The sequence below is a fragment of the Lysinibacillus parviboronicapiens genome, assembly GCF_003049605.2.
Taxonomy (GTDB): domain Bacteria; phylum Bacillota; class Bacilli; order Bacillales_A; family Planococcaceae; genus Lysinibacillus; species Lysinibacillus parviboronicapiens.
In genome coordinates this window covers 4,730,881-4,754,328 of sequence record NZ_CP073713.1, presented here as the reverse complement: position 1 = coordinate 4,754,328, position 23,448 = coordinate 4,730,881, and the positions used below count along the sequence as shown (strand labels likewise).

The following is a 23,448-nucleotide window of genomic DNA, read 5'->3' as shown; positions in this document are numbered from 1 at the left end:
TTAAAATGATTATTTTAGAAAGAGTGATTCTAAAAGAATGAACATGAAGTAGTGATAAAAAGAATAAATGATGAAAAAAACTGAATGATTTAGCCTTTTTGTGTGAAGGATAACTAGCAGATTGTTGTATACTAATGCTCAAAGGAGGAGGAATTTATTATGATTCAACAAATCGGACAAGTTATGTTATATGTGAATGATCAAGATGCCGCTGTAAAGTTTTGGACAGAGAAAATTGGATTTATCGTAGTAGCTGAACAGGAAGAGGCGGGGATGCGATGGATTGAAATTGCGCCATCTAAGAAAGCGCAAACGAGCTTCGTTCTTCACAATAAAGAAGCCATTGCAAAAATGCAGCCAGAATTAAATTTAGAGACACCTTCTATTATGTTTTACGCAGAGAATCTAACAGAGCTATATCAGGATTTTCAAACAAAGGGAATAATAGTTGGCGATTTAGTAACGATGCCAATGGGTAGAGTTTTTAATTTTGCTGATCACGAAAATAATTATTTTGCATTAGTTGAAAAATAATACGTAAAGGCTGATTTAAAAAGGCCTTCAAATAATAACGACTTTTGCCTATATAGTAAAAATCCGCATCGCTTTCCGCGGGCAAGGCATGAGCCGCATCGCGCGTTAACGCTCCCTGCTGGGACTCATGCTCTTGCTTTTCCGGCAGGAGTCTACGCGGATTTTACCTTTAAATCAAAAAATAACATAACTGAAAAACATCAGCATATTGTTTTTACTTTTGGGACAGTCCATTTACGATAAATCCTCCCCATAAATTGCGGCTGTTTGTCGTTCAACGACAAATTGTTGGCCATTCCATTTTAGAACATTTTCAATATAGCCTAAACCGTCGGCGTGGTATCTGCCTGCTATTGCTTGAAATGCTAAAATCTCGTATGTCCCGTCACGGTCAAAATCAATTGGGTATAATCCGCTAATTGGATCGACCCATCCTTCAATCGGTTGTTTCAATATCCCATCTTTATGATAAATTTCAGCTAAATAATCTTGCCCTTTATAGTGTAAATCGAGAATGTATAGTTTTTTTGGATTCATGCTTCTGACAGAGGCTTTATAGTTATTTTCATAGTTTACAGTATACTTTAGCGTATTATTAAAAGCTTCTGTATCAAAAATAGAGCGTACTTTTCCATTTTGCGATGAAAAAATTTCCCCATTGATAATACCTCCACTACCGCCAGTATCAGATACAACTAAAATATCTTCGATATGATCACCCGTAAAATCACCTAGAAAAATAGTTGGATTATAGCCTACATTCTCTTTCAGCATTATTTGTTCAAATTGTCGTGTTTGGCCGTAAAAAATAGCGAGTGTTAAATTTCGCCAAAGTGGACTATCAGGCGATTTAGTGCCCATTAAAAATATCGTTTCAAAAAACCCATCTCCATTTATATCGCCAAATTTTGTTTGAATAATTTGAGGGGACATCTGTGGAATAGAGGTAATACTTGCTGAGGGATTAATATTATTGGTCATACATACACCTCTTTCTTTAGTTTTAGCATATGTTGTAAATACAGCTTGGTGCATAAAATAGCTAACAAATAATTATTGCGCGGGAAATTGTGTCTGGATTTCGAATTGTAAAAAATCAAGCTTTGCATACTGTTGTCCCGCGGATTCTTTGAAAAGAACGACAGGCCAATTTAAAACCTATAAAACTTACAAAAAAACTTGTAATTAATTATTGACAACTTAACATGTTGAAAGTATTATAATGTCAATGAATCAGAAAATTCAGTACCACACATAATCTCACTATCAAATGTAGTTAGAGGTTTTTTTTACATCATTAATTCTTAGTAAATATATATGTTTTATATATTTTAGGAAGAAGGAGATTTTTTGAAGGATTTATTTATTAAAACAAAGCAACAGCATCATTGGATGGGACAGCTAACATCGATTGCAGAGCAGATTAAAGCTCAGGCTGTAGAGGTCGATGAACAATCTCGTTTTCCTTTTGAAGCACATAAACTGCTTTTGCAAATTGGTTATCCTAAATTGACATTACCGAAAGAATATGGCGGTGAAGGATTATCCGTTTACGATATGGTACTCATTCAAGAAACATTGGCTAGTTATGACGAAAATGCATCACTTTCTTTGGGCTGGACATTAGGTGTTGTTGGTGAAATATATGAAAAGAAATTATGGTCAGATAATTTACTGGAGACGTTCGCGTTGGAAGTAAAAAAAGGTGCCATTGTGAATAGAGCAGTAAGTGAAGCAGCTACTGGCAGTCCAACACGTGGTGGTCGTCCAGGCACAAATGCTGTGGCGACATCAGATGGCTGGCTTTTAAATGGACGTAAAATATTTACGACGGCATCACCGGTACTTGATTACTTCTTAACCTCTGCTTGGATTGAGGAAAAAGAGCAAATAGGTTTCTTCCTCATTCATAAAGATGTGCAAGGAGTTTCTATTGAAGAAAATTGGGAAATGTCTGCAATGCGTGGCACCAGTAGTCATGATTTAGTGTTAAAGGATGTCATTGTTTCTAAGGATTATTTAGTTGAACTGCCGAATCATCCAAGTGGTGGCACAATAAACGGCTGGATTTTACACATTCCTGCAACTTACTTAGGCATTGCGCAAGCGGCTAGGGACTATGCTCTGCATTTTGCAAATCATCATCAACCAAATAGTTTAAATGCGCCAATTAGTACTTTACCAAATGTGCAACAACTGTTAGGTGATATAGAGTTGAAACTCCATCAAGCCCGCTTTGTACTGTATGGAGTGGCAGAAGCTTATGATGATGCTGTTAGACGGAATACTTTAACGAATGAAATGGCTGTTGCAAAGCACACGGTAACGAATTTAGCTATAGATATCGTAGATAAGGCGATGCGTGTTGTAGGTGCAAAAAGCTTACAACTTACTAATCCACTACAACGCTATTATCGAAATGTGCGTGCGGGATTACATAATCCACCGATGGATGACATGACAATTATCAAATTAGCAACAGCTGCTATTGAGCAACAGAAATTAAATGAAAATAAATGATCAAACATTGACAATAAGGGGAAATGCATATGTTTAAGCGAAAGAAAAAAGTACTTCAATTTGCAGCTATCGGGTTAGCATCAATTGCTATTTTAGCAGGATGTAATTCAGGAGAAACTTCGAATAAAGACACAGAAGATGGCGATAAAGTTCGTACAGTTAAGGTTGCGTATGATCAAGCATCCAAGCCTATTAGTTATATTGACGATAATGGCAATCCAACTGGCTATGATGTAGAAGTAATGAAGCTTGTAGATGAGCTATTACCAGAATACGAGTTTGAATATGTAGGGACAACAAGTGATGATTTACTGATTGGTGTCGAGCAAGGCAAATATCAAGTTGGGGTAAAAAATGCATTCTTTACACAAGAGCGCACAGAAAAGTTTATTTTCCCAAAAGAGTTTTTAGGGTTAAGTAGTGCAGGCTTAGTGTTACGTAAAGAAGATGAAGGCCTAAAAACATTGGCAGACTTTGCAACAAAGGGCTATTCATTAGCACCAATCGCTGCAAACAATGCACAGTATACAATTATTGATGAGTACAATAAAGCAAATCCGAATAATGAAGTGAAATTACAAGCTGGAGATGCGTTCACTGTGGATGTCGTGCAGTGGGTAAATGAAGGCCGTGTTGACGGTGGTGTGATGATTGAAGGTCCGTTCAAACAACAAGTATTAGCAGAAGAGGGCCCCTATTATAATTTAAAAGATGAAGTAGTGTACAACGAATTCGCAGTGATTAAAACATGGCCTTTGTTCAATAAAAAAGAACAAGAATTTGCAGATGCATATGATAAAGCTATAGCACAAGTTAAAGAGCAAAAGAAAACAAGTGACTTAAGCACAAAGTTTTATGGCCGTGATTTATTTGAAGTGTTAGAAAACGTAAATCGATAATGATTTAAAGGCTGTTGAGTCAGTGAACTCAGCAGTCTTTCTTAATAACAGGAGCACTTAGGCAATATTGAATAAACATTTATAAAAGTTGGTGAGGAAATGGATAAATACTTTGATGCTTCGTATATATGGAATGCTATTCCCGTATTACTGCCGTTTTTAAAAGTTACCTTTTTAGTTGCAGGGTCCTCCATAGTACTAGGCACACTGTTCGGCTTGCTATTAGCGGCTGCAAAGTTAAGTTCATTAAAAGTACTACAAAAATCAGCAAATTTCTATACAACTATTATGCGGTGTACGCCATCTATCGTCCTATTATTCCTCGTGTATTATGGCGTACCCGCATTAGCAGAAAACTTCGGCCTAAATCTACATTCGATTGAAACAGCCTTCTTTGTCGTAGTTACTTTCACATTGCAGTTCGCAGCCATCATGTCCGAGGTTATTCGCTCTTCCTATTTGGCGATTAATAAAGGGCAATTTGAGGCTGCTGTCAGTGTAGGATTAACACCATTTCAGGCATATCGTCGTATTATCTTTCCGCAGGCTCTTGTTATCGCATTGCCGAACTTTGGAAATGGCATGATCGCATTGCTACAGGAGGGTGCACTTGCTTACACAATTGGTTTAATTGATATTGTAGGGAAGGCAAATTTAATTATTGCCAGCAATATTAATGCACATGCGCTTGAAATATATATCGCACTTGCAATTGTTTATTGGGTGCTATCTATTATTATTGAAAAATTCTTTGCTATGTTAGAAAAGTTTTTCAGCAAGGGTAAAAAAACATTAGAAACAACGTAAGGAGGCGTAATCATGAATTATCAATTTTTGATTGAAACATTTTTTGTAGCATTATCGGGTGTCCCTATCGCGCTCCTTGTGATGATTGTTGCTTTACTCATTGCTATACCACTAGGATTTTTACTAGCCTTAACACGCATTAATAAAATTCCTATTATCCATCATTTTGCGAAAATTTATGTATCCTTTGTACGAGGTACACCAATCATTATTCAGATTTTCATTATTTACAGCAGCGTTCCATTATTGTTGAAAATTATATTTGAAAAATATAATATCGCCTATGATATCTATAAAATCAACCCTATTTGGTATGCTTTTATCGTCTTTGCTTTTAGTACAACAGCGATCTTAATCGAGGTATTCCGTTCTGCATTGGGTACCATTGAAAAAGGCCAATTAGAGGCAGCACATGCAGTTGGTTTAACAACATTCCAAGCATATCGCCGTATCATTATTCCACAAGCGTTAGTAGTGGCTATGCCGAATATTTGTACTGCAACAGTCAATCTCATAAAAGCAACCTCACTAGGTTATGCAATGTCTTTACCAGAGATTACATTGAAGGCCAAAGTTGCAGCGAATGTTGGCTACAATTACGTAGAAGCATACATTGATATTTTTATAGTGTACCTAATTTTGTGTAGTACAGTTGAATACATTTTTAAACGATATGAAAAACATTTAAGTAAATTTAAAATGGCGAGTGCCTAAGGGGTGAATTCAGCATGTTAGAGATAAAAAATATTCACAAATCATTTGGCGACAATGAAATTTTAAAGGGTGTCGACCTATCAATTGATAAGGGCGATGTGGTTGTTATTCTAGGCCCCAGTGGCTCAGGAAAAACAACTTTGCTTCGTTGCATTAACTTTTTAGAAAAAGCCGACCAAGGGCATGCGACGTTTGGTGATATCGATGTAGATTTTCAAAATGTAAAAAAGAAGGATGTACATGCGATTCGTCAACGTGTAGCTTTTGTATTCCAAAATTATAATCTGTTCACCAATAAAACAGCGTTAGAAAACGTCACTGAAGGGCTTATTATCGGCCGTAAGGTAGCAAAGGCTGAAGCTATTGATATTGGGAAAAAGGCGCTAGATAAAGTGGGACTATCAGAAAAATATAATGCTTACCCGAGTCAGCTATCAGGTGGACAGCAACAACGTGTAGGTATTGCACGTGCCGTTGCATTGAACCCAGATATTATTTTATTTGATGAGCCGACTTCTGCCCTTGATCCTGAGCTAGTAGGAGAAGTGCTAACTGTTATGAAAAACATTGCCACAGAAGGGACGACTATGCTTGTGGTCACGCATGAGATGAGCTTTGCTAAAGATGTGGCAAATCGCGTTATCTTTATGGATGGTGGCGTAGTTGTGGAGGAAGGAAGTCCACATGATATATTTGTCAGTCCAAAAGAGGAGCGTACAAAGAAGTTTTTAAAACGTGTTATTCCAGAGGATTATACATTTTATATTTAAAAAAGGGGGTTTAAAACCCCAGCCAAACTGTAGACAAACTCAAACATTGAGTGTGTTTACAGTTTTTTTCTTTTTAAATTAGAAGTATCTAGGGACCGTTGATGTCCGCTATGGCGGACTTTACGGGCATGGCTTCAGGTTACCTCGTACGGTGCCTTCAACTCATGCTAGACCCGCACGAAGTGTAGCAAAGGAGCGAGCAGATGGACGGTCATCGGATAGTGAATTTTGCTGCCCTAGTAGGAGTTTAATAATTTAATTATACAGAATTATCGAAAAATATTGACATATTAGTTTTGTTTTTTTATATTTTTACATATAGTATTTCCGTTTATCGGAATATATTTCCGTCATACGGAAAAACAAGGGGTGTATAAAGTACTCAACAATGAAAGATACTGTTTAGTTGTTAAATAGCAATAGTCAGTTTTTAGGGGTTATGTGAATAGCGAAATTCTACTTGTGAAGAGCATTGAATAAATACTAGATTATTTGAAACAGAGTCACGAGGATACTTTTATTACTACTTGTTAGGGGGAAAGTACATGACAAATCTGCAGAACAATCAAGAAGTAGAAGAGCCAAAAATTAAGGGAATCAATGCATTTGTATTAATGTTTATCATCATTTTGTTAATGACAATATTTACATACATTATTCCAGCTGGTCAGTATGATCGAGTGGAGAGTAATGGACGCATGGTAGTGGACCCAGAATCATTCCACTATATCGATTCAAATCCTGTTGGCTTCCTTGATATGTTTAAAAGTGTTCATTTAGGTATGCTTGAAGGCGCTTCCATTATTCTATTTGTCTTTTTATTTGGTGGAGCACTGGGTGTCATGCAAAAAACAGGAGCCATTGATTCATTTATTAAAGTAATGGCTTCTAAATTTGGGAAACAGGAGTATGTGTTAATTCCTATTCTCATATTAATCTTTGCTAGTTTAGGTACTTTAATTGGTTCAGCCGAGGACACATTGGTGTATATTGCCATCATCATTCCGTTAACGATGGCACTTAGAATGGATGCAATTACCGGTTTTGCAATAGTTATGCTAGGCACATTAGCCACTGGCTTTACATCAGGGATTACAAATCCGTTTAATATCGGGGTCGCTCAAACGATAGCAGAATTACCAATGTATTCAGGCATGTCTTATAGAATTATCGTATTCTTTGTGTTTTATATTCTAACGGTCATATATATATCCAGACACGCTAAAAGAGTAAAAAATGATCCTTCTAAAGGTATATACGGAAAATACAAGCGAGAAGAAATTATTGAAATTGATTTGGATTTTAAAATGAGTGGGCGTCATTTATTAGCGTTGTTTGTCTTATTAGCAAATTTTGTGGCATTAATTGTCGGTGTTATAAAATTCCAGTGGTATATCAGTGAAATTGGTGGGATTTTTCTTTTAAGCAGTATTATTATGTCGGTAATTTGTAAACTTAGCCCGAATAAAATGGCAGAAGGTTTTATTACTGGTGCAAGAGATATGGTAGAGGGTGCTTTAATCATAGGCTTTGCTCAAACAATTTTAGTGATTACTACTACAGGTGGGCTCATTGATACAATCTTGCATTTTGTAGCAAACGCAGTCAGCGTTTTACCGGCTTCAATTAATGCGGTGGGCATGTTTTTATTACAGCTTTGTTTGAATTTCTTAGTGCCATCTGGAAGCGGTCAAGCAGCTTTAACGATGCCAATTATGACACCTTTAGCAGATTTAATTGGTGTGACAAGGCAGACTGCGGTACTGGCTTTCCAATTCGGAGACGGTATTTCAAATATGATTATTCCTACAAGCGGTGTTTTGTTGGCAGGCTTAGCCATAGCGGGTATTCCATTTTCAAAATGGGTTAAATGGGTTTTTCCATACTTCCTTATTCAAACAGGCCTAGCGATTATTTTATTAGTAATTGCACATGTCATGAATTACGGACCATTTTAACTTGATACAGTAGTACAGATAATGTACCCAAGAAGTGATAGGAGGAATTACTGATGAGAGCAATTAATACGTTGGAACAACAGGTGATCGCATGGCGACAACATTTGCATATGCATCCAGAGTTGTCACATCAAGAACATCAAACAGCACAATACATTTATAATCAATTATTAACATTTCCACATTTAGAGGTGAAGCGTTTAACTGAAACGAGTGTCTGTGCATTTTTAAGAGGTACGAAAACGGAGGGGAAAGGTCATACGATTTTATTGCGAGCGGACATCGATGCATTACCGATTGAGGAGGAAACTGAGTTACCCTTTAAATCAAAAAATCAAGGCGTGATGCATGCGTGTGGACATGATGCGCATCCAGCTATGTTACTTGGTGCAGCAAAGGCATTAGCAGAGCGGGGAACAGATTTCACCGGTGAAATACGTTTTGTTTTCCAACATGCTGAGGAGGTAACACCTGGTGGGGCTGCGCAACTTGTTGGTTTAGGTATAGTGGACAATGTAGATTACGCATTTGCACTCCATGTAAGCCCAGATTATGAAGTCGGTCAGTTTGCGATGAAGGATGGAAAGTTTACAGCGGCAGCAGATGATTTTGAGATTAAGATTTTCGGGCGAGGTGGGCATGCCTCGACTCCTGAGGTTGCGATTGATCCGTTATTAATTGGCTCAGAGATTGTCATGGCATTGCAAACAATTGTCTCACGTAAAGTGCCAAGCATCCATGCACCGGTCTTAACAGTAGCAAAATTCCATTGTGGCACGGCTTTAAATATTATTGCTGAAACAGCGGAACTTGGTGGAACAATTCGATCATTAGATGCGAAGGTACGTGTAGATGCTCGCAAACATTTAGAGAAGATTGTTAATGGCATTGCCTCAATGCATGGGGCGACGGCGGACATCAAATGGGAGCTTGGCTGTCCTTCTGTAACAAATGATAAGGAGCTTACGGCGTTATCACGTCGAGTAGCTGGTGACATTGTAGGAGAAGATGGCGTAAGAGAGTTACCTGAGCCGATGTTTGGGACAGAAGATTTTGCAGACTTTTCAGAGGCTGTACCTGCATCGATGCAATTCATAGGCGTGCATAATGTAGATTTTGGTGAGGCTTATCCGTTGCATCATCCACGTTTTAAAATTGATGAGGACGCACTTATCTACGGTGTGCGCTATTTTGAAAATATTGCTCGTACATTATGTCCATAAAAAAAGAACTCTCGCGACCATTGCGAGAGTTCTTTTTGTTATAGGATATTATTTTGTATAGTTATCAAAGTAACCTTGAATATAGATCATTGGTGTACCTTTGTCCCCTGAACCAGAAGTTAAGTCAGATAAAGAACCAATAAGGTCTGTTAGTTTACGAGGTGTTGTACCTTGAGCGGCCATTTGACCAGTTAAATCTTCATCTTTGTTTTGGATATACGCAGAGATAGCTGCCTTTAATTCCTCACCGCGAAGACCAGCAAAATCGTTATCTGCTAAGTATTTAAGTTTTACTTCGTTTGGTGTACCGTCTAAACCCGCTGTGAAGGCAGGAGAGACAACAGGGTCTGCCAGCTCCCAAATCTTCCCTACAGGATCTTTGAATGCACCATCGCCATACACCATTACTTCAACAGTTTTTCCAGTCGCTTCTTTAATTTTTGCTTGGATGCCATCAACGATAGGTTGGCAAGTATGTGGGAATAATTTTACGCTTTCTTCTGTCGCTTTGTTAGAGCCAAGTAAGCCGTATTCGGCATTGAAGCCAGAACCATTGTTTGAAACAGATAAAATATTGTCAAGACTATAAACTTTTTCAGCACCATTTGCCGCTAAAATTCGTTTTGTACGGAAGCGTGTGTGAATATCACAAGCCAATACGCTCTTCGTATAATTTAATATAGTTTTTGGGTTATTCGAAAAGATAACTTCACAAGCAGCGCCTTCAGCTTCAATTAATTCTTTATAGTATTCAATATAATCTACACCAGTAAATGTGTGTTTTTTATAGCCGAAGTGTTCACGAAACTCAGCCTCTGTTAAAGTATCTGTCCAAGGGTTAATGCCTTTTACATCTAGTTCGTCAATATCAACTAGGTGATTACCGACTTCATCAGATGGATAGCTTAGCATTAACACTACTTTTTTAACACCTTTTGCGATACCACGTAGACAGTTAGCAAAACGGTTACGGCTAAGAATTGGGAAGATTACACCGACAGTGTCATCACCAAATTTAGCAGCTACGTCCGCTGCGATGTCTTCAATCGATGCATAGTTACCTTGTGCACGAGCTACAACAGATTCTGTTACTGTTACGATATCACGATCTTCAATTGAATAGCCTTCGATTTTTGCTGCATTCAACACAGTATCAACAACGATTTGTTCAATATTGTCACCTTCGTTAATGATTGGACCACGAAGACCTCTTACGACTGTACCAACTACACGTTCCAAAATAATCTCTCCTCTAAATATATAGGTTTATATAAAAATCAACATGATTTTACTATACGCCCGTTTAATGATATAAGTAAAATTAATAGTTCATATAATAGCTATAAGGAGTGCTTATATGATTGGGAAATTAGATTTATACCGTGTTTTTAGTGTTGTCGCTAAAAATAGTAGCTTTTCTAGGGCTGCCAAGGATTTATATATGACACAGCCAGCAGTTAGCCAGGCAATGATGCAGTTAGAGAAAGAGCTTGGCACACGTCTCTTTAATCGCACGCCTAAAGGTGTCACTCTAACTACAGAAGGAAGTCTTCTTTATGAGTATACGAATTCGGCTTTAGGTCTTTTAGTTGCTGGAGAAGAAAAGCTTTTTGAATTTAAAAATTTAACAACAGGGCAACTGAAGATAGGTGTAGGAGATACTATTTCTCGTTTCTTTTTAATGCCCTATCTTGAGGCATTCCACACAATGTATCCAAATATAAAATTGCAAATGTTTAATGGTACGACTTCAGAAATTTGCAATTTTATTAAATCAGGAGAGGCGGATGTAGGGTTTTGTAATTTTCCAGTAGAAGATCTGACATTACAGTTAACCGTCTGCACAGAGGTCCAAGATATTTTCGTGTGTGGGGAGAAGTACAGAACACTTGAGACAAAGAGCTTAAGTTACGAAGATTTATCAAAGTTTCCGCTTATTTTTCTTGAAAAGAAATCGAATTCACGAAAATATGTGGAAAATTATTTGTTTGCTAAAGGGATTCAAATCGCCCCTGAATTTGAACTCGGCTCACATGATCTTGTCCTTGAATTTGCACGCAGTAATTTAGGGATAGCTTGTGTAACGAAAGAATTTTCAAAGGATTACTTACAGAGAGGATTACTTTATGAACTTACATTACTAGAAAGTATTCCGAAGCGTAGTATTGGTATGTGTTATTTGAAAAGTGTGCCATTATCTCGTGCGGCTACAAAATTTGTAGAGATAATTGAAAATAAGGATGAACGTAAAAGAATCAATCGAAGAACTTAAGAAAAGCCTAGCGACTAGAAATAGCCAGCTAAGCTTTTTTAATGGTCAGCTTTTCTTTGTTATAAATTCAATGAGTGTTTCGACATTCCGATTATTTTTCATGGTAGGTGAGTACAGATAAGAGAAAGTTCGCATAAAATGTTGCCCATCAAATGGCAAAATGGCAATGTCGCCATTTTTAAGTTCACGCTCAATAACACAGCGCGATAGTAAGGATAGACCCAACCCCTGCATAACACTTTCTTTTACGCCTTGATTGCTGCTGATTGTCAGTAAAGAGCGCACTTGGAGGCCATTTGTTCTAAATAGATGGTCTAAATAATTGCGCGTGCCAGAACCCGCCTCACGCGCGACCCAATTTTGCTGCTGTAAATCTGAAACAGTAATGTTAGATTGCTTCATAAGTGTGTGATTTTGTGCACCAACAATAAATAATTCATCTTGCATAAACGGCTCGATGATAAGCTCGTTGTCTAGTGCTTGTCCCTCTATGAGGCCAATATCGACTTGTAATAACTTTGCCAATTGAATGATTTCATTAGTATTGCCAATAATAACTTGTAGTTCAAGTTGGGGGAATTGTTGCTGTAGGCTGGCTAAAATTGGCGGTAGAATATATTCCCCAATGGTGAAACTAGCACCGATTACGAGCGTTCCTTGAATCGCATGGTGAAAGGTTAAAATATCATTCTTTGCTGCTTCTGCAAGTGCCATAATTTGCTTTGCTCGTTTATATAAAATTTCACCAGTAGGTGTTATTTGTACAAACTTTGGTGAACGAATAAATAAAGTCGTTTGAAATTCTTGTTCTAAATTCTTGATGTGTAAACTGACACTTGGCTGAGATATGTGTAGAATTTCTGAGGCTTTCGTAAAATTATTTACTTCCACTAGTGTCATAAATGTTTTTAACGCATCATACTGCATAGTACTTCACCCCTTATAATTAGAAATATTAATGATTGCGATTATATATATGTATTTTACTGATGATTAACTTTTTAATAAAGTAATAATCATAAAGGACGAAAGAAGTGAACAGCATGGACAGACAACAGGGGATTAAGAAGTTTCTAGCACCACCCTTTATTAAAGGCGTATTATTGACTTTCGGTATGGCCTTAAACGCAAAATATATTTCGACCTTTCCTTTCTTTTCTATTTTAGGGCAACTTGTTATTGCGATTATTATCGGTATGGCTTGGAAAGCAACTTTCAATGTAGCAGAGTCATGGCAACCAGGCATTGCCTTCTCAAGTAAAAAGTTATTGCGCTTTGGTATTATCTTGCTGGGGATGCGTTTGAATTTAGCTGATATTTATCATGCTGGGGCAAGTGTCTTTGTCATTGCATTTATAGATTTATTGTTTGCATTAATGGTTGTATATGGGTTAACCAAGATATTTCATGTAGAAAAAAAGCTCGGTATTTTAACAGCGTGTGGAACAGCCATTTGTGGTGCTGCAGCAGTTGTTGCCATCGCACCACAAATTAAAGCAAATGAAAAAGAAACGGCGGTAGGTGCTGCGATTGTAGCATTACTTGGAACAGTATTTACACTTGTTTACACCATGCTGTATTCGTTATTTGGGTTATCACCGACGCAATATGGTATTTTTGCAGGTGGCACATTGCATGAAATTGCCCATGTCATAGCCGCAGCAGCAGCTGGTGGAAATGAAGCCGTTGATATAGCGGTAATTGTTAAGCTTACTCGTGTAGCATTGCTTGTACCAGTTGCAATAATAATTGGTATTTGGTATCAAAGAAGTGAGAACGGACAAGAGAAAAAGGCTTTTTCCCTGTCCATTATTCCATGGTTTATCCTAGGGTTTTTAGCGATGAGTGCCCTTAATTCGCTTGGTATTGTACCACCTGCTATTGCTCAGTCTATCGTGAACTGCGCATATATTTTAATTGCTATGGCGATGGCTGGTTTGGGCTTGAACGTAGAAATAAAAACATTTAAACAATTAGGTCTTAAAGCCTTTATTGCAGGATTGATAGGTTCGGTTTGTTTATCCGTTCTTGGTTATGTATTGGTTATTTTATTTCAATAAGGGAACAATTTTACATTCCCCAATAAAAAGCCTTGCATATTTAGACAAATATGCAAGGCTTTTTTAGATAGAATCAGAAGATGATTTAACAGGATTCGAATAGGTGATTAGTGTGAAGCTTCAATGGAAGATGCAAGCTCAGCAACAACTATTTTACTGCCAATGAGCGGACTATTTTCAGGCTTTGCGCCTTCAGATCCTGGTTCAGGACGATGGTGTGCTGCTGCAAAGGCATCACTATTTCTCCAAGCTTGGAAATGTTCCTTTGTTTCCCAATACATATTGACGCTCATTTCGTCATATGTAGGATCATCTGTCGAAATTAACACCTCTACTTTATGGAAACCTTCGAACTTTTGAAGAGGACCTGGTTTTGTAAAGTTAGGTGCCATTTTCGCTGCAAAGCCGGGTTTTACTTGAATACGATTTGTAACAATAATCATGTTATTACCCCCCTAATCATTTTCTTAAAAGTAGAAAAAATCTACTGATTGAATGAATTATCAGTGATTATCATTCGCAATCAATGATAAGTGGCACAGGAAGTCATTGTCAATAGATAGCCTATAAATTTGAGATATTCTTTATAAGGCGAAAGGGTTCAGCGTTAACCATTATGTCGCTTGACATGGACCTGACATAATTGAATGCTATAATCAACAAAAACTAGAACGAGCTATGAACAAGGTGGAGAATGAATGGCGAAAATTTTAGTAATTGAAGATGAGTTTGCAATTAGCCAAGTACTAAAGGCGTATTTGAAGAAGGTTGGCTATGATGTTGAGCAGTGTTTTAATGGTAGGCAAGCGATGGAATTATATAAGGAGTATCAGCCCGATTTAGTATTATTAGACATTATGTTACCGGAGAAAAATGGCTGGCTTATTTTAAAGGAAATTAGAGCGGTTAGCGCTTGTCCAGTGATTATGTTAACAGCGTTAAGTGATGTGAATTACCGTTTAGATGGTTTTCATCAAGGGGCAGACGATTATATTGCAAAACCTTTTATAGCAGATGAAGTAGTGGCCCGAATTAAAGCTGTACTAAGGAGATCTGAAAGTAAAAATGAAACTACTGTAAAGAAGCAATTTGGACAGCTTGAAATAGATATGCAGGCGCATCAGGTTGTCCTTAATGGGCAAGAAATTGTGTTAACACCGAGGGATTTATCGGTGCTTCTATTTTTAGCAGAGCATCCGAATCAAACATTCACACGTGATCAGCTTATTGAACAAATATGGGGCTGGGAATATGAAGGAAGCGATAGAGCTGTTGATTTAGCAGTAAAACGACTACGTAAAGCACTTGTAAACTGGGATGAATCAGAGGGCGAAATTAAAACATTGCGTGGATTGGGGTATCAATTAAGTGTTCACAAAAAATAAACGAATCTCTTTACTTAACTATTGGACAAGTCGCTATTTACTAACACTCTTTGTTGGTTTGGCTATTATTTCACTTATCTTTGCCTTTTGGATTCGCCATACAGCATTGGAAACACGATTAGAAATGATGGAGTTTCTTGCAGATGAATACGTTTATAGGTTGACTGATACAAGTAGACAAATTGGTTGGGCAGGAGGGCCGACTAATCCGGATTTTATAGGTGATCGTGAGCGTTTCAACATGAGTGATATTGATCCCATACTGTATATCTTAGACACAGAGGGAAACATTATAACGAGCAATCGATTGATTCCCCCAGGAAGTAGTAAAAATATAGGGGACGTACTAGATGGACAAGAAGGTGTGAAAAAGTTTACAGCGGGTGAAGGGAAAGGTGCAACCGTTCAATATGTAGTGCGCAAGAAAATTGAGCAGAATGAACGTGTTGTCGGCTGGGTACTTGTGTTAGAGAAAAAAAATAATCTGACGAAGGTTAATCAAGCGTATGGACAATTAGCTATTTTAATAGTGGGTATGGCTCTGCTTGGCTGGCTGGCGATATATTTTTTAACAAGAAGATTGGCTCGTCCAATTAAGAAAGTCGCAGTTGCAGCAAGGCAAGTCCAAGAAGGTAATTATAAAATTGATTTGCCAATTCATATTAAGGAAGAAGAAGTATATGAACTGGTTGCTTCTTTTAAGGAGATGGCAACAAAACTTGAACAATTAGAAAAAACGCGCACAGAGCTCCTTGCGGGAGTCACGCATGAGCTAAAAACACCTGTTACATCTATTAGTGGCTTGCTGCAAGCTGTTAAGGATGGCATTATCACAGGGAAGGATGCAGATGAGTTTATTAAAATGGCGCTCATAGAGACGACGAAGATGAAAACTATGGTAGGGGATTTACTTGCCTTTAATACTTTTGCAGTTGACGCAATTCCTGTGAAGTTGGTGAAGGCTGATATTAATCGTTTAGTGAAGGATGCTGTAACACAATGGGAAGTGATGCAGGAGGAAGACACTGTACAAGTAGATGCTATATTACTTGATAAGCCTATTTACGTGCATGTAGATATTGTGCGTTTTCAACAAATTTTAACGAATCTTTTGACAAATGCGATACAGGCAATGCAAGAAGGGGTCATTATGATTAGGCTGCAGGAAACAGATTCAGCAGTGAAGGTAACAGTACAGGATACAGGTGTAGGCATTCCGAAAGAGGATCAGGCCTTCATTTTTGAGCGTTTTTACAGAGGGGAAAATAAAAAATATACGGTACGAGGTTTAGGTCTAGGCCTGCCTCTAAGTAAAATGATGGCGCAGTCTGTTGATGGTGACCTGCGTTTAATTGAGAGCAGCGATAATGGTACAACCTTTGAAATAACACTGATGAAAGTACGATAAACGTTATTTGTGGAATCATGATAAGTGAATCTGCAAATAACTTTTTTATTGTAAACCAAAATAGAAAAATCAAAAATTGTAAACAAATTTAAGAAAAGATCGTTTTGACATCTTGCTGACACATTGGCTCCCTATAGTGGGAAATATAAGAAATAGCAATATAAGTGAAGGAGGATGGCATGGAAAACTCAACCATGAAAAGGAAATTCCTAATGTTGGCTCTAGTAGCATTAACCATATTGTCAACAGGCTGTTCAGATAGTAAAAGCGGTAGTAACTATGTTGCAAAAGTGGATGGAATCAAGATTTCACAAAAGGATTTAGATCAGGAGCTACGTATTCAATATGGAGCGGAAGTACTCGAAACTTTAATATCACATAAAATCATTGAACTTGAAGCAGCAAAGCAAAATATAACGGTACCAGATGAAGTGATTCAAAGTGAGTATGAAGAGCTTATTCAATCCTATGGTGATGAAGATACATTTAAAGAAGTATTAAAGTCAAATGGTTTAACAGAGGCCGCTGTAAAAGATAATATCCGCACATATCAGTTGGGAAAAAGGGTTATTTCAGCAAGTATAGAAATTACTGATGAAGAGGTAGAGCAATATTTCAAAGACAACAAGGATAGTTATGGTCAGGAAGAGCAAGTTGAGGTGCGTCATATTTTATTGGAGGATGAGGTCACAGCTCAAGAGGTACTGAAAAAAGTACAAGCCGGCGAGGATTTCACAACACTTGCTAAAGACTATTCTATAGATACTGTAACAAGTGAAGATGGTGGAAATTTAGGCTATATAAGCAAAGGTCAAATGGATGAGGCTTTTGAGGAAGCGGCATTTGTACTTGAAGTGAATGGTGTTAGCGATATTGTGCAATCTGCAGAGGGCTATCACGTGATAAAGGTGACAGCTAAGGTGCCTGCTGAAGAAGCAATATTTGAAAACGTGAAGGATGAAATATTTGCAACCGTGCTTGAATCACGTATTGATGAACAATATTCAACATGGATTGCAGAAAAATTAGAGCAGTATGATATCGAAAACAAATTATTAATGTAAGGAGTGTTAAGCATGTCGGAACAAACTTCCTTTAACCCCAATGGCCGTAAAGAAATTAAGCATGCCATTTCTTATACAGATTACGCAATTTTAAAAAGCAAACTAAAACATGTCATGAAGTTAGATGTCAATGCGGATTTAAATGGTAAATATTTTATTAGGAGTACGTATTTTGATAACTTCATGAACAAAGTCCTTATTGAAAAGAAGGAGGGGTTTTTAAATCGTGATAAATACCGAGTACGTATTTATGGCAAATCATTAGATATAGTGAATCTAGAACGTAAAAGTAAACGCAATAATTTAACATATAAATCGAAATGCTCGGTGACAAGAAATGAGTTTGAAAAAATACGTGTAAATGATGTTGAATGGATGGAAACAGATAATCGAGTTTTAATCCGTGACCTATTCTATGAAATAAAATATAACCATTTAAAGCCCATGACCGTTGTCGATTATGAGCGTGAAGCATATACATTCCCGTATGGCAATGTACGAGTGACATTTGATAGTAAAGTACAGTCGAGCATGCGCAATACAGATATGTTTAATCAAAACCTCCCTATGGTGGATGTACTTGAACCAAACCTCGTTATTTTAGAGGTGAAGTATGATGAATATTTGCCTGACATTATTAAATTTATGCTGCAAGCCGTTGATACACGTGCTGAAGCATATTCAAAATATCAACTTAGCCGTATGTTTGGCTAATTACTGAAAAAGGAGCAAGTGACAATGGACAAAGTAAATTTTAGCGACATATTTAAATCTAGCTTTTTAGAAAAGACCACGTCGTTCTCTTTAACGGATTCTATTATTGGATTAGTGGTAGCTTTCTTTGTAGGATTATTTATTTATGCTGTATACAAAAAAACATTCAATGGGGTTATATATTCTCATTCTTTTAATATCTCACTGTTAATTATGACCATGGCAACTTCACTGGTCATTATGGGAATAAGCTCGAATGTTTTATTATCTCTAGGTATGGTCGGTGCATTATCCATTGTGCGTTTCCGTACACCCATTAAAGATCCTATGGATTTAGTGTATATTTTCTGGGCAATAGTTTCAGGTATTTTATGCGGTGCTGGCTTCATTCCACTTGTTATTGTGGGTGCTATTTTAATCGGTCTAGTATTACTAGTGTTCGTAAACAAAATTACTATTGAAAATCCCTACTTATTAGTTGTGAAATTTGAAGAAGACATTGCTTGTGAAGAAGTAGAACATATTATTTCAACGGAATCTAAAAAATATGCATTAAAATCAAAATCGATTATTCAAGATTATGAAATTGAAACAACATATGAGGTTCGCGTTAAACAAAACGATGCCCAAATGATGGCATTAATTACTAAAGTGCCTGGTGTTAAATCAGCAGTAATGCTTAGCTATGATGGCAACTTTACAGCTTAGTAAGTAAAGTATGTTTAAATAAAGAGAAAGGGGTAACACATTATGATTAAAAACCGAGTTGTTTATTCATGTATGGCAATTCTACTCGCGCTCTTTATCGTGATGTTAGCAATACTCCCGAATATAGGAATAAAAACAAAAAGCAATGAATTTTCCTATGAAACACTTGTTTTTAATAAGAATAAAGTTACAACAGTAGACATTGAAATCGCTGAAGAAGATTGGGAAGATATGCTTGAAAATGCTGAGGAAGAGGAATTTAAGCAAGCAAATATCACTGTGAATGGGAAAAGAGTTGAAAACGTAGCTATTCGTACAAAAGGCAATATCTCACTGAGTTCAGTAGTTAATAGCGATTCAAATCGTTATAGTTTAAAAATTGACTTTGACTACTATGATCATACAAAGAGCCTATTGGGCCTAAAAAAAATGAATTTAAACAATAACTATAGTGATTCAACATTAATGCGTGAATACATTTCATATGAATTAATGGAAAAAATGGGGCTACCAACTCCGGCACATTCGTATATGTACATTACAGTTAATGGTGAGGAACGTGGTTTATATTTAGGTGTAGAAGCAGTGGATGAAACTTTTCTCGCAAATAACTACGGTTCAAATAGTGGTTTCCTCTTCAAGCCAGACGGTGTAGGCAGTGATTTGCAATATATTAGTGACAATATCTCAGATTATAAGGGAATAAACTTAAAAACAAATGAGGGAAATATTGACAAGTCAAAATTAGTTGAAATGCTAGATGCTATTAATAATGACGGTGAAATTGAGAAATATATCGATGTCGATGAAATGCTTCGATATTTTGCTGTCAACACTGCTATTGTAAATTTAGATAGCTATCAAGGGAGATTGAAGCACAATTACTATTTGTATGAGGATAAGGGTGTATTCTCAATTATTCCATGGGATTATAATATGTCATTTGGAGGTCTTGGTGGAGATATAAAAACGGCTGGTGGGGTAAAAATCTCAAACGAATCAATTGATAGTAGTGAAACATTTGAAATGCAGAATATGGATCCAGCTAATTCTATTGTCAACAAGGATACTATTCAACAAAAACAACAATTTCCAGCTAGCGATACACCACCGCCGATAAATGATCAAGACGGTTGGAATATTGGTCAAGATAATCTTAATCAAGATGATGGCACGCCACAGGATGGTTCACAACAAAATGGAGGTCTTCCACAAGGTACTATGAACATGGATATGTCATCCAACTTAATGTCGGATAGTGCTATTAACTTTAGCATAAAGGATCCAGTGTTTGGTGTGACGTTAGAAGAGCGTCCTTTATTAAACGTGCTTCTTTCAAATGACGAATATCGTAAGGTCTATGAAAACTATTTGGAAGAACTAGCGAAAAAGTATTTAACAGAGGAATATTTCCAGAATATAACGAATGGATTATCTGCTTTGCTGACAACGTATGTAGAAGCGGATCCAACTAAGTTTTCAACAACAGCACAATTTCTAGAGGGTGTACAAGGAGAGAATAGCCTACCTGAATTTGCTAAACAACGGTCAGCGTCTATTTTAAAGCAACTCTCAGGTGAATTAGTCATAGAAGCGAACCCAGGCAACGATATGCAGGGGGGAGAACCATTTCCGGAGGATTTTGCGTTTAAATTTGACTCTCAATTACCAGAAGACTTTGATCCATCACAAATGCCCCAAGGACCCCCGCAAATGAATGTGGAGGGTAATCAAGATGGAGACATTCATAAGCAAGGGCAAGTAGGTGGCAAGATAGGTCCCAACAAAGGTAATGAACAAGTGGTACAACCATCAGGGATTGATAAGAATACAACCATTATGTCAGGTGTTTTATGTATTGTATTACTTCTAGCACTTACATTTGTTTTCCGTTTCAATCGAAGAGGCATATAAAAAATAAACCATATCCGAAACTTTAGGGTATGGTTTTTAGCGCTTCACATGCTAAAATAAAGCATTCATTTTTCGAGGGAGTCCTACAAAGTTATGAATGATCAACAATTTGATAAATATTTGCATATTAATACGGTAGGCGATCAATATGGTTTTCCAAAACTTGCCCATTACCATCGCTATGAACCTACCCCATATACAGGACTTGACCAACTATTTCAGCAGTATGAGTTACCTAAAAATCCGGTATTTGTCGATATAGGATGTGGAAAAGGGCGTGTCCCAATTTATATAAACGATAAGTTCCATATTCCAACGGTAGGTATCGAAATGGACGCAGGTTTCTATGCAGAGGCGGAGCACAATAAGGAAAGCTACCGCAAAAGAAAGGGTTCACGAGCTTCAATTTCCTTTGTTCATTCAATTGCAGAGGCATACCCTATTAAACCAAAAGACAATGTGTTTTTCTTTTTTAACCCGTTTTCCATCAATATTTTTCGGACAGTCATTCACAATATATGGGAATCATATGAGCGGAATAGGCGTGAAGTTCATATTATTTTATATTATCCACCGTATGATTACTTACAATTTTTACATCAGGGTACCCCTTTTGAATTACTCCACGAGGTCTATCTAGAAAATGAAACAAATGTCAATGAACGACTTTGCGTTTTTGCCTTAAAAAAAGCTTAGCATGTGACTACAATCCCATCCCTAAGCTTTTGGAGTGTGTGTTCATAGAGCACAATTTCACTAATTTTTATCCCTCCAGCTACAAGCTTAGCTAGAGGGATTTTTTATATAAGAAGTAAGGGTGCCAATGTATTTAGTATGCGCGAGCAAACCAAACTGTGTGTTTTGCCTCGTTCCCGCAATAAATACAATTCGATTTTTTTATTGGTGGATTAAATGGAATATTTCGCGATGTAAATTTTGTTTCATCTTTTACTTTTTGCTCACAAATATTGCTGCCACACCATCCAGCCAAAATCCACCCAGGAATATTTTTATTGGCTTTGCTCTGTGTAATATGATCTTGTAACTGTTGTAGCGAATCAATTGTTACATGTGAGTTGGCATCTCGAAATTGTCGAGCTTTTTCAAGTAGACGCTTTTGCATTACATTTAATTCTTCCTCAATGACATCCGTGAATCGATCAAGCGCAACTGTTATTTTTTCTTCTTCATCGCGTAGCTTTATTACTACTTGGTTGTTTTGAAAATCACGAGGACCAAATTCTACACGAAGTGATGCCCCTTTTTGTTCCCACTTATTAAACTTGAACCCCGGTGTTAAATCGGAATCATCTAATTTCACACGAATTCCTTTAGCTTTTAATACCTTATATAGGTCATCTAACTTCTCTAGGATCTCAGGATGCTTTTTAAATGGCCCAACTGGAATTAATACGACTTGGGTTGGTGCAATTTTTGGTGGTAAAACCAATCCTCGCGCATCCCCATGTACCATAATAACAGAACCTATTAAGCGAGTAGATGTGCCCCAAGAAGTAGTGTGAACATAGTCATGTTGGTTGTTTTTATTTAAATATTTTATATTAAATGCCTCTGCAAATTTTGTGCCAAGATAATGAGATGTCCCTGCTTGTACAGCTTTTCCATCTTTCATCATCGCTTCAATTGAAAATGTATCGATTGCGCCTGCAAAACGCTCTGATTCGGTTTTTGTGCCATCAAATACAGGAATTGCTAGCAAATTTTCTACTACTTTCTTATAAATATCTAGCATTTGTAATGTTTCATGCCGTGCTTCTTCTTCATCAGCATGAGCTGTATGGCCTTCTTGCCATAAAAATTCTGAAGTGCGTATAAAAGGTAAGGTTTTCTTTTCCCAGCGGAAAACGTTCGCCCATTGATTCAGTAATAATGGTAAATCGCGATAACTTTTAATCCAATTTGAATACAAATAACCTATCATTGTTTCAGATGTTGGACGCAACGCTAAGCGCTCTTCTAATTGTTCTCCAGCAACTTCAGTAACCCACGGTAATTCAGGTGAAAAACCTTCTATATGATCCTTTTCTTTTTGAAAAAATGATTCAGGAATTAGCATTGGAAAATACGCATTGCGATGTCCGGTTTCTTTAAAATGATAATCCATTTCGGCTTGAATATGCTCCCATATCTCATAGCCGTCAGGTTTAAATGCTATACAACCTCTCACAGGTGTATAGTCCATTAAATCTGCATTTTGAATTGTTTCAATATACCATTTTGTAAACTCATTTTGCTGAATCGTCATAATTGCTCCTCCTTGCTTACTAATAATGTAAATAAAAAAGCACAAAGCTATCCTTCTAACTAAGGACGTCTTTGTGCTTTAACAAACGTGGTACCACCTATTTTTAGTTTTATAAATATATAAAACTCTCTAGCGTTTTATAACGGAAACGAACCGGTTATGTTTTCATAACTTCTCCGTGGTAGGTTTCAGTAAAGAATAATGGCATAGCTCTCAGCAATTACTATACTCT

General features: G+C 37.1%; 22 protein-coding genes and 1 other annotated feature (1 of these 23 only partly in view). Of the genes, 17 read left to right on the top strand and 5 right to left on the bottom strand.

Annotated elements, in window-relative coordinates; genetic code table 11:
- The first annotated feature begins 159 nt into the window (after positions 1–159).
- On the top strand, positions 160–534 hold the full coding sequence (locus C9J31_RS23125; protein ID WP_054767883.1) for a VOC family protein: 375 nt from the start codon (positions 160–162) through the stop codon (positions 532–534).
- 234 nt (positions 535–768) lie between these two features.
- On the opposite strand, the gene C9J31_RS23120 is transcribed toward C9J31_RS23125, so the two are convergent.
- On the bottom strand, positions 769–1,515 hold the full coding sequence (locus C9J31_RS23120) for a hypothetical protein (protein ID WP_107950554.1): 747 nt from the start codon (positions 1,513–1,515) through the stop codon (positions 769–771).
- A 369-nt stretch (positions 1,516–1,884) separates the two neighbouring features.
- On the opposite strand from C9J31_RS23120, the gene C9J31_RS23115 reads away from it, so the two are divergent.
- The 7 genes from C9J31_RS23115 (at position 1,885) to C9J31_RS23085 (ending at position 9,425) form a co-directional block, all read left to right on the top strand.
- Positions 1,885–3,054 (top strand): acyl-CoA dehydrogenase family protein, encoded by a 1,170-nt coding sequence (locus tag C9J31_RS23115; RefSeq protein ID WP_107950555.1) that lies wholly within the window; start codon positions 1,885–1,887, stop codon positions 3,052–3,054.
- Positions 3,055–3,083: 29 nt separating this feature from the next.
- Positions 3,084–3,953: a transporter substrate-binding domain-containing protein gene (locus C9J31_RS23110; RefSeq protein WP_107950556.1), complete on the top strand. Its 870-nt coding sequence runs from the start codon at positions 3,084–3,086 to the stop codon at positions 3,951–3,953.
- Between the two features lie 99 nt (positions 3,954–4,052).
- On the top strand, positions 4,053–4,760 hold the full coding sequence (locus tag C9J31_RS23105) for an amino acid ABC transporter permease (RefSeq protein WP_107925031.1): 708 nt from the start codon (positions 4,053–4,055) through the stop codon (positions 4,758–4,760).
- A 12-nt stretch (positions 4,761–4,772) separates the two neighbouring features.
- Positions 4,773–5,474, top strand: coding sequence for an amino acid ABC transporter permease (locus tag C9J31_RS23100; protein ID WP_107950557.1), 702 nt, complete (start codon positions 4,773–4,775; stop codon positions 5,472–5,474).
- A 14-nt stretch (positions 5,475–5,488) separates the two neighbouring features.
- The gene (locus tag C9J31_RS23095; protein WP_107925033.1) at positions 5,489–6,244 is read left to right on the top strand and encodes an amino acid ABC transporter ATP-binding protein; all 756 of its coding nucleotides are present in this window, start codon (positions 5,489–5,491) and stop codon (positions 6,242–6,244) included.
- 545 nt (positions 6,245–6,789) lie between these two features.
- A complete protein-coding gene (locus C9J31_RS23090; RefSeq protein WP_107950558.1) occupies positions 6,790–8,202 on the top strand; it encodes a YfcC family protein in 1,413 nt (470 codons plus the stop codon).
- 53 nt (positions 8,203–8,255) lie between these two features.
- Positions 8,256–9,425: a M20 metallopeptidase family protein gene (locus tag C9J31_RS23085; RefSeq protein WP_238602152.1), complete on the top strand. Its 1,170-nt coding sequence runs from the start codon at positions 8,256–8,258 to the stop codon at positions 9,423–9,425.
- Positions 9,426–9,473: 48 nt separating this feature from the next.
- Here the strand turns inward: C9J31_RS23085 and C9J31_RS23080 are convergent, their stop codons facing one another.
- On the bottom strand, positions 9,474–10,664 hold the full coding sequence (locus C9J31_RS23080) for a coenzyme F420-0:L-glutamate ligase (protein WP_107950560.1): 1,191 nt from the start codon (positions 10,662–10,664) through the stop codon (positions 9,474–9,476).
- A 118-nt stretch (positions 10,665–10,782) separates the two neighbouring features.
- Between C9J31_RS23080 and C9J31_RS23075 the strand changes: the two genes are divergently transcribed.
- The gene (locus C9J31_RS23075) at positions 10,783–11,697 is read left to right on the top strand and encodes a LysR family transcriptional regulator (protein WP_107950561.1); all 915 of its coding nucleotides are present in this window, start codon (positions 10,783–10,785) and stop codon (positions 11,695–11,697) included.
- A 45-nt stretch (positions 11,698–11,742) separates the two neighbouring features.
- Here the strand turns inward: C9J31_RS23075 and C9J31_RS23070 are convergent, their stop codons facing one another.
- Positions 11,743–12,624 (bottom strand): LysR family transcriptional regulator, encoded by an 882-nt coding sequence (locus C9J31_RS23070; protein WP_054767885.1) that lies wholly within the window; start codon positions 12,622–12,624, stop codon positions 11,743–11,745.
- 116 nt (positions 12,625–12,740) lie between these two features.
- Between C9J31_RS23070 and C9J31_RS23065 the strand changes: the two genes are divergently transcribed.
- Positions 12,741–13,757 (top strand): YeiH family protein, encoded by a 1,017-nt coding sequence (locus C9J31_RS23065; RefSeq protein WP_107950562.1) that lies wholly within the window; start codon positions 12,741–12,743, stop codon positions 13,755–13,757.
- 107 nt (positions 13,758–13,864) lie between these two features.
- Here C9J31_RS23065 and C9J31_RS23060 read toward each other — a convergent pair whose 3' ends face one another.
- Positions 13,865–14,200 carry a heme oxygenase gene (locus C9J31_RS23060; RefSeq protein ID WP_107950563.1) on the bottom strand — a complete coding sequence of 112 codons (336 nt, stop codon included), beginning with the start codon at positions 14,198–14,200 and terminating at the stop codon, positions 13,865–13,867.
- 255 nt (positions 14,201–14,455) lie between these two features.
- Between C9J31_RS23060 and C9J31_RS23055 the strand changes: the two genes are divergently transcribed.
- From C9J31_RS23055 to C9J31_RS23025, 7 genes are all read left to right on the top strand, one after another.
- A complete protein-coding gene (locus C9J31_RS23055) occupies positions 14,456–15,142 on the top strand; it encodes a response regulator transcription factor (RefSeq protein ID WP_107950564.1) in 687 nt (228 codons plus the stop codon).
- Entirely contained in the window at positions 15,126–16,550 is a 1,425-nt protein-coding gene (locus tag C9J31_RS23050; RefSeq protein WP_107950565.1) for a sensor histidine kinase, read from the top strand. The genes C9J31_RS23055 and C9J31_RS23050 overlap by 17 nt, the downstream gene beginning before the upstream one ends.
- Before the next feature lie 179 nt (positions 16,551–16,729).
- Complete coding sequence (locus C9J31_RS23045; protein ID WP_107950566.1) at positions 16,730–17,614, top strand: peptidyl-prolyl cis-trans isomerase; 885 nt, start codon at positions 16,730–16,732, stop codon at positions 17,612–17,614.
- 12 nt (positions 17,615–17,626) lie between these two features.
- Complete coding sequence (locus tag C9J31_RS23040; protein ID WP_107950567.1) at positions 17,627–18,328, top strand: polyphosphate polymerase domain-containing protein; 702 nt, start codon at positions 17,627–17,629, stop codon at positions 18,326–18,328.
- Positions 18,329–18,352: 24 nt separating this feature from the next.
- Positions 18,353–19,036 carry a DUF4956 domain-containing protein gene (locus C9J31_RS23035; RefSeq protein ID WP_010860660.1) on the top strand — a complete coding sequence of 228 codons (684 nt, stop codon included), beginning with the start codon at positions 18,353–18,355 and terminating at the stop codon, positions 19,034–19,036.
- 42 nt (positions 19,037–19,078) lie between these two features.
- On the top strand, positions 19,079–20,950 hold the full coding sequence (locus C9J31_RS23885; RefSeq protein WP_238602153.1) for a CotH kinase family protein: 1,872 nt from the start codon (positions 19,079–19,081) through the stop codon (positions 20,948–20,950).
- Positions 20,951–21,043: 93 nt separating this feature from the next.
- Positions 21,044–21,646, top strand: coding sequence for a class I SAM-dependent methyltransferase (locus C9J31_RS23025; RefSeq protein ID WP_107950568.1), 603 nt, complete (start codon positions 21,044–21,046; stop codon positions 21,644–21,646).
- 133 nt (positions 21,647–21,779) lie between these two features.
- On the opposite strand, the gene proS is transcribed toward C9J31_RS23025, so the two are convergent.
- Positions 21,780–23,216: a proline--tRNA ligase gene (gene proS / locus C9J31_RS23020; protein WP_107950569.1), complete on the bottom strand. Its 1,437-nt coding sequence runs from the start codon at positions 23,214–23,216 to the stop codon at positions 21,780–21,782.
- A 58-nt stretch (positions 23,217–23,274) separates the two neighbouring features.
- Positions 23,275–23,448, bottom strand: a binding site (T-box leader) (it continues 44 nt past the right edge of the window).

Bases quoted from the DNA above. Each gene is read 5' to 3' on its own strand.
- C9J31_RS23045 (WP_107950566.1), top strand. From the start codon at position 16,730: ATGGAAAACTCAACCATGAAAAGGAAATTCCTAATGTTGGCTCTAGTA.
- C9J31_RS23070 (WP_054767885.1), bottom strand. From the start codon at position 12,624: ATGCAGTATGATGCGTTAAAAACATTTATGACACTAGTGGAAGTAAAT.
- C9J31_RS23060 (WP_107950563.1), bottom strand. From the start codon at position 14,200: ATGATTATTGTTACAAATCGTATTCAAGTAAAACCCGGCTTTGCAGCG.
- C9J31_RS23095 (WP_107925033.1), top strand. From the start codon at position 5,489: ATGTTAGAGATAAAAAATATTCACAAATCATTTGGCGACAATGAAATT.
- C9J31_RS23120 (WP_107950554.1), bottom strand. From the start codon at position 1,515: ATGACCAATAATATTAATCCCTCAGCAAGTATTACCTCTATTCCACAG.
- C9J31_RS23025 (WP_107950568.1), top strand. From the start codon at position 21,044: ATGAATGATCAACAATTTGATAAATATTTGCATATTAATACGGTAGGC.
- C9J31_RS23090 (WP_107950558.1), top strand. From the start codon at position 6,790: ATGACAAATCTGCAGAACAATCAAGAAGTAGAAGAGCCAAAAATTAAG.
- proS (WP_107950569.1), bottom strand. From the start codon at position 23,216: ATGACGATTCAGCAAAATGAGTTTACAAAATGGTATATTGAAACAATT.
- C9J31_RS23125 (WP_054767883.1), top strand. From the start codon at position 160: ATGATTCAACAAATCGGACAAGTTATGTTATATGTGAATGATCAAGAT.
- C9J31_RS23105 (WP_107925031.1), top strand. From the start codon at position 4,053: ATGGATAAATACTTTGATGCTTCGTATATATGGAATGCTATTCCCGTA.
- C9J31_RS23110 (WP_107950556.1), top strand. From the start codon at position 3,084: ATGTTTAAGCGAAAGAAAAAAGTACTTCAATTTGCAGCTATCGGGTTA.
- C9J31_RS23065 (WP_107950562.1), top strand. From the start codon at position 12,741: ATGGACAGACAACAGGGGATTAAGAAGTTTCTAGCACCACCCTTTATT.
- C9J31_RS23085 (WP_238602152.1), top strand. From the start codon at position 8,256: ATGAGAGCAATTAATACGTTGGAACAACAGGTGATCGCATGGCGACAA.
- C9J31_RS23055 (WP_107950564.1), top strand. From the start codon at position 14,456: ATGGCGAAAATTTTAGTAATTGAAGATGAGTTTGCAATTAGCCAAGTA.
- C9J31_RS23035 (WP_010860660.1), top strand. From the start codon at position 18,353: ATGGACAAAGTAAATTTTAGCGACATATTTAAATCTAGCTTTTTAGAA.
- C9J31_RS23075 (WP_107950561.1), top strand. From the start codon at position 10,783: ATGATTGGGAAATTAGATTTATACCGTGTTTTTAGTGTTGTCGCTAAA.
- C9J31_RS23040 (WP_107950567.1), top strand. From the start codon at position 17,627: ATGTCGGAACAAACTTCCTTTAACCCCAATGGCCGTAAAGAAATTAAG.
- C9J31_RS23885 (WP_238602153.1), top strand. From the start codon at position 19,079: ATGATTAAAAACCGAGTTGTTTATTCATGTATGGCAATTCTACTCGCG.
- C9J31_RS23100 (WP_107950557.1), top strand. From the start codon at position 4,773: ATGAATTATCAATTTTTGATTGAAACATTTTTTGTAGCATTATCGGGT.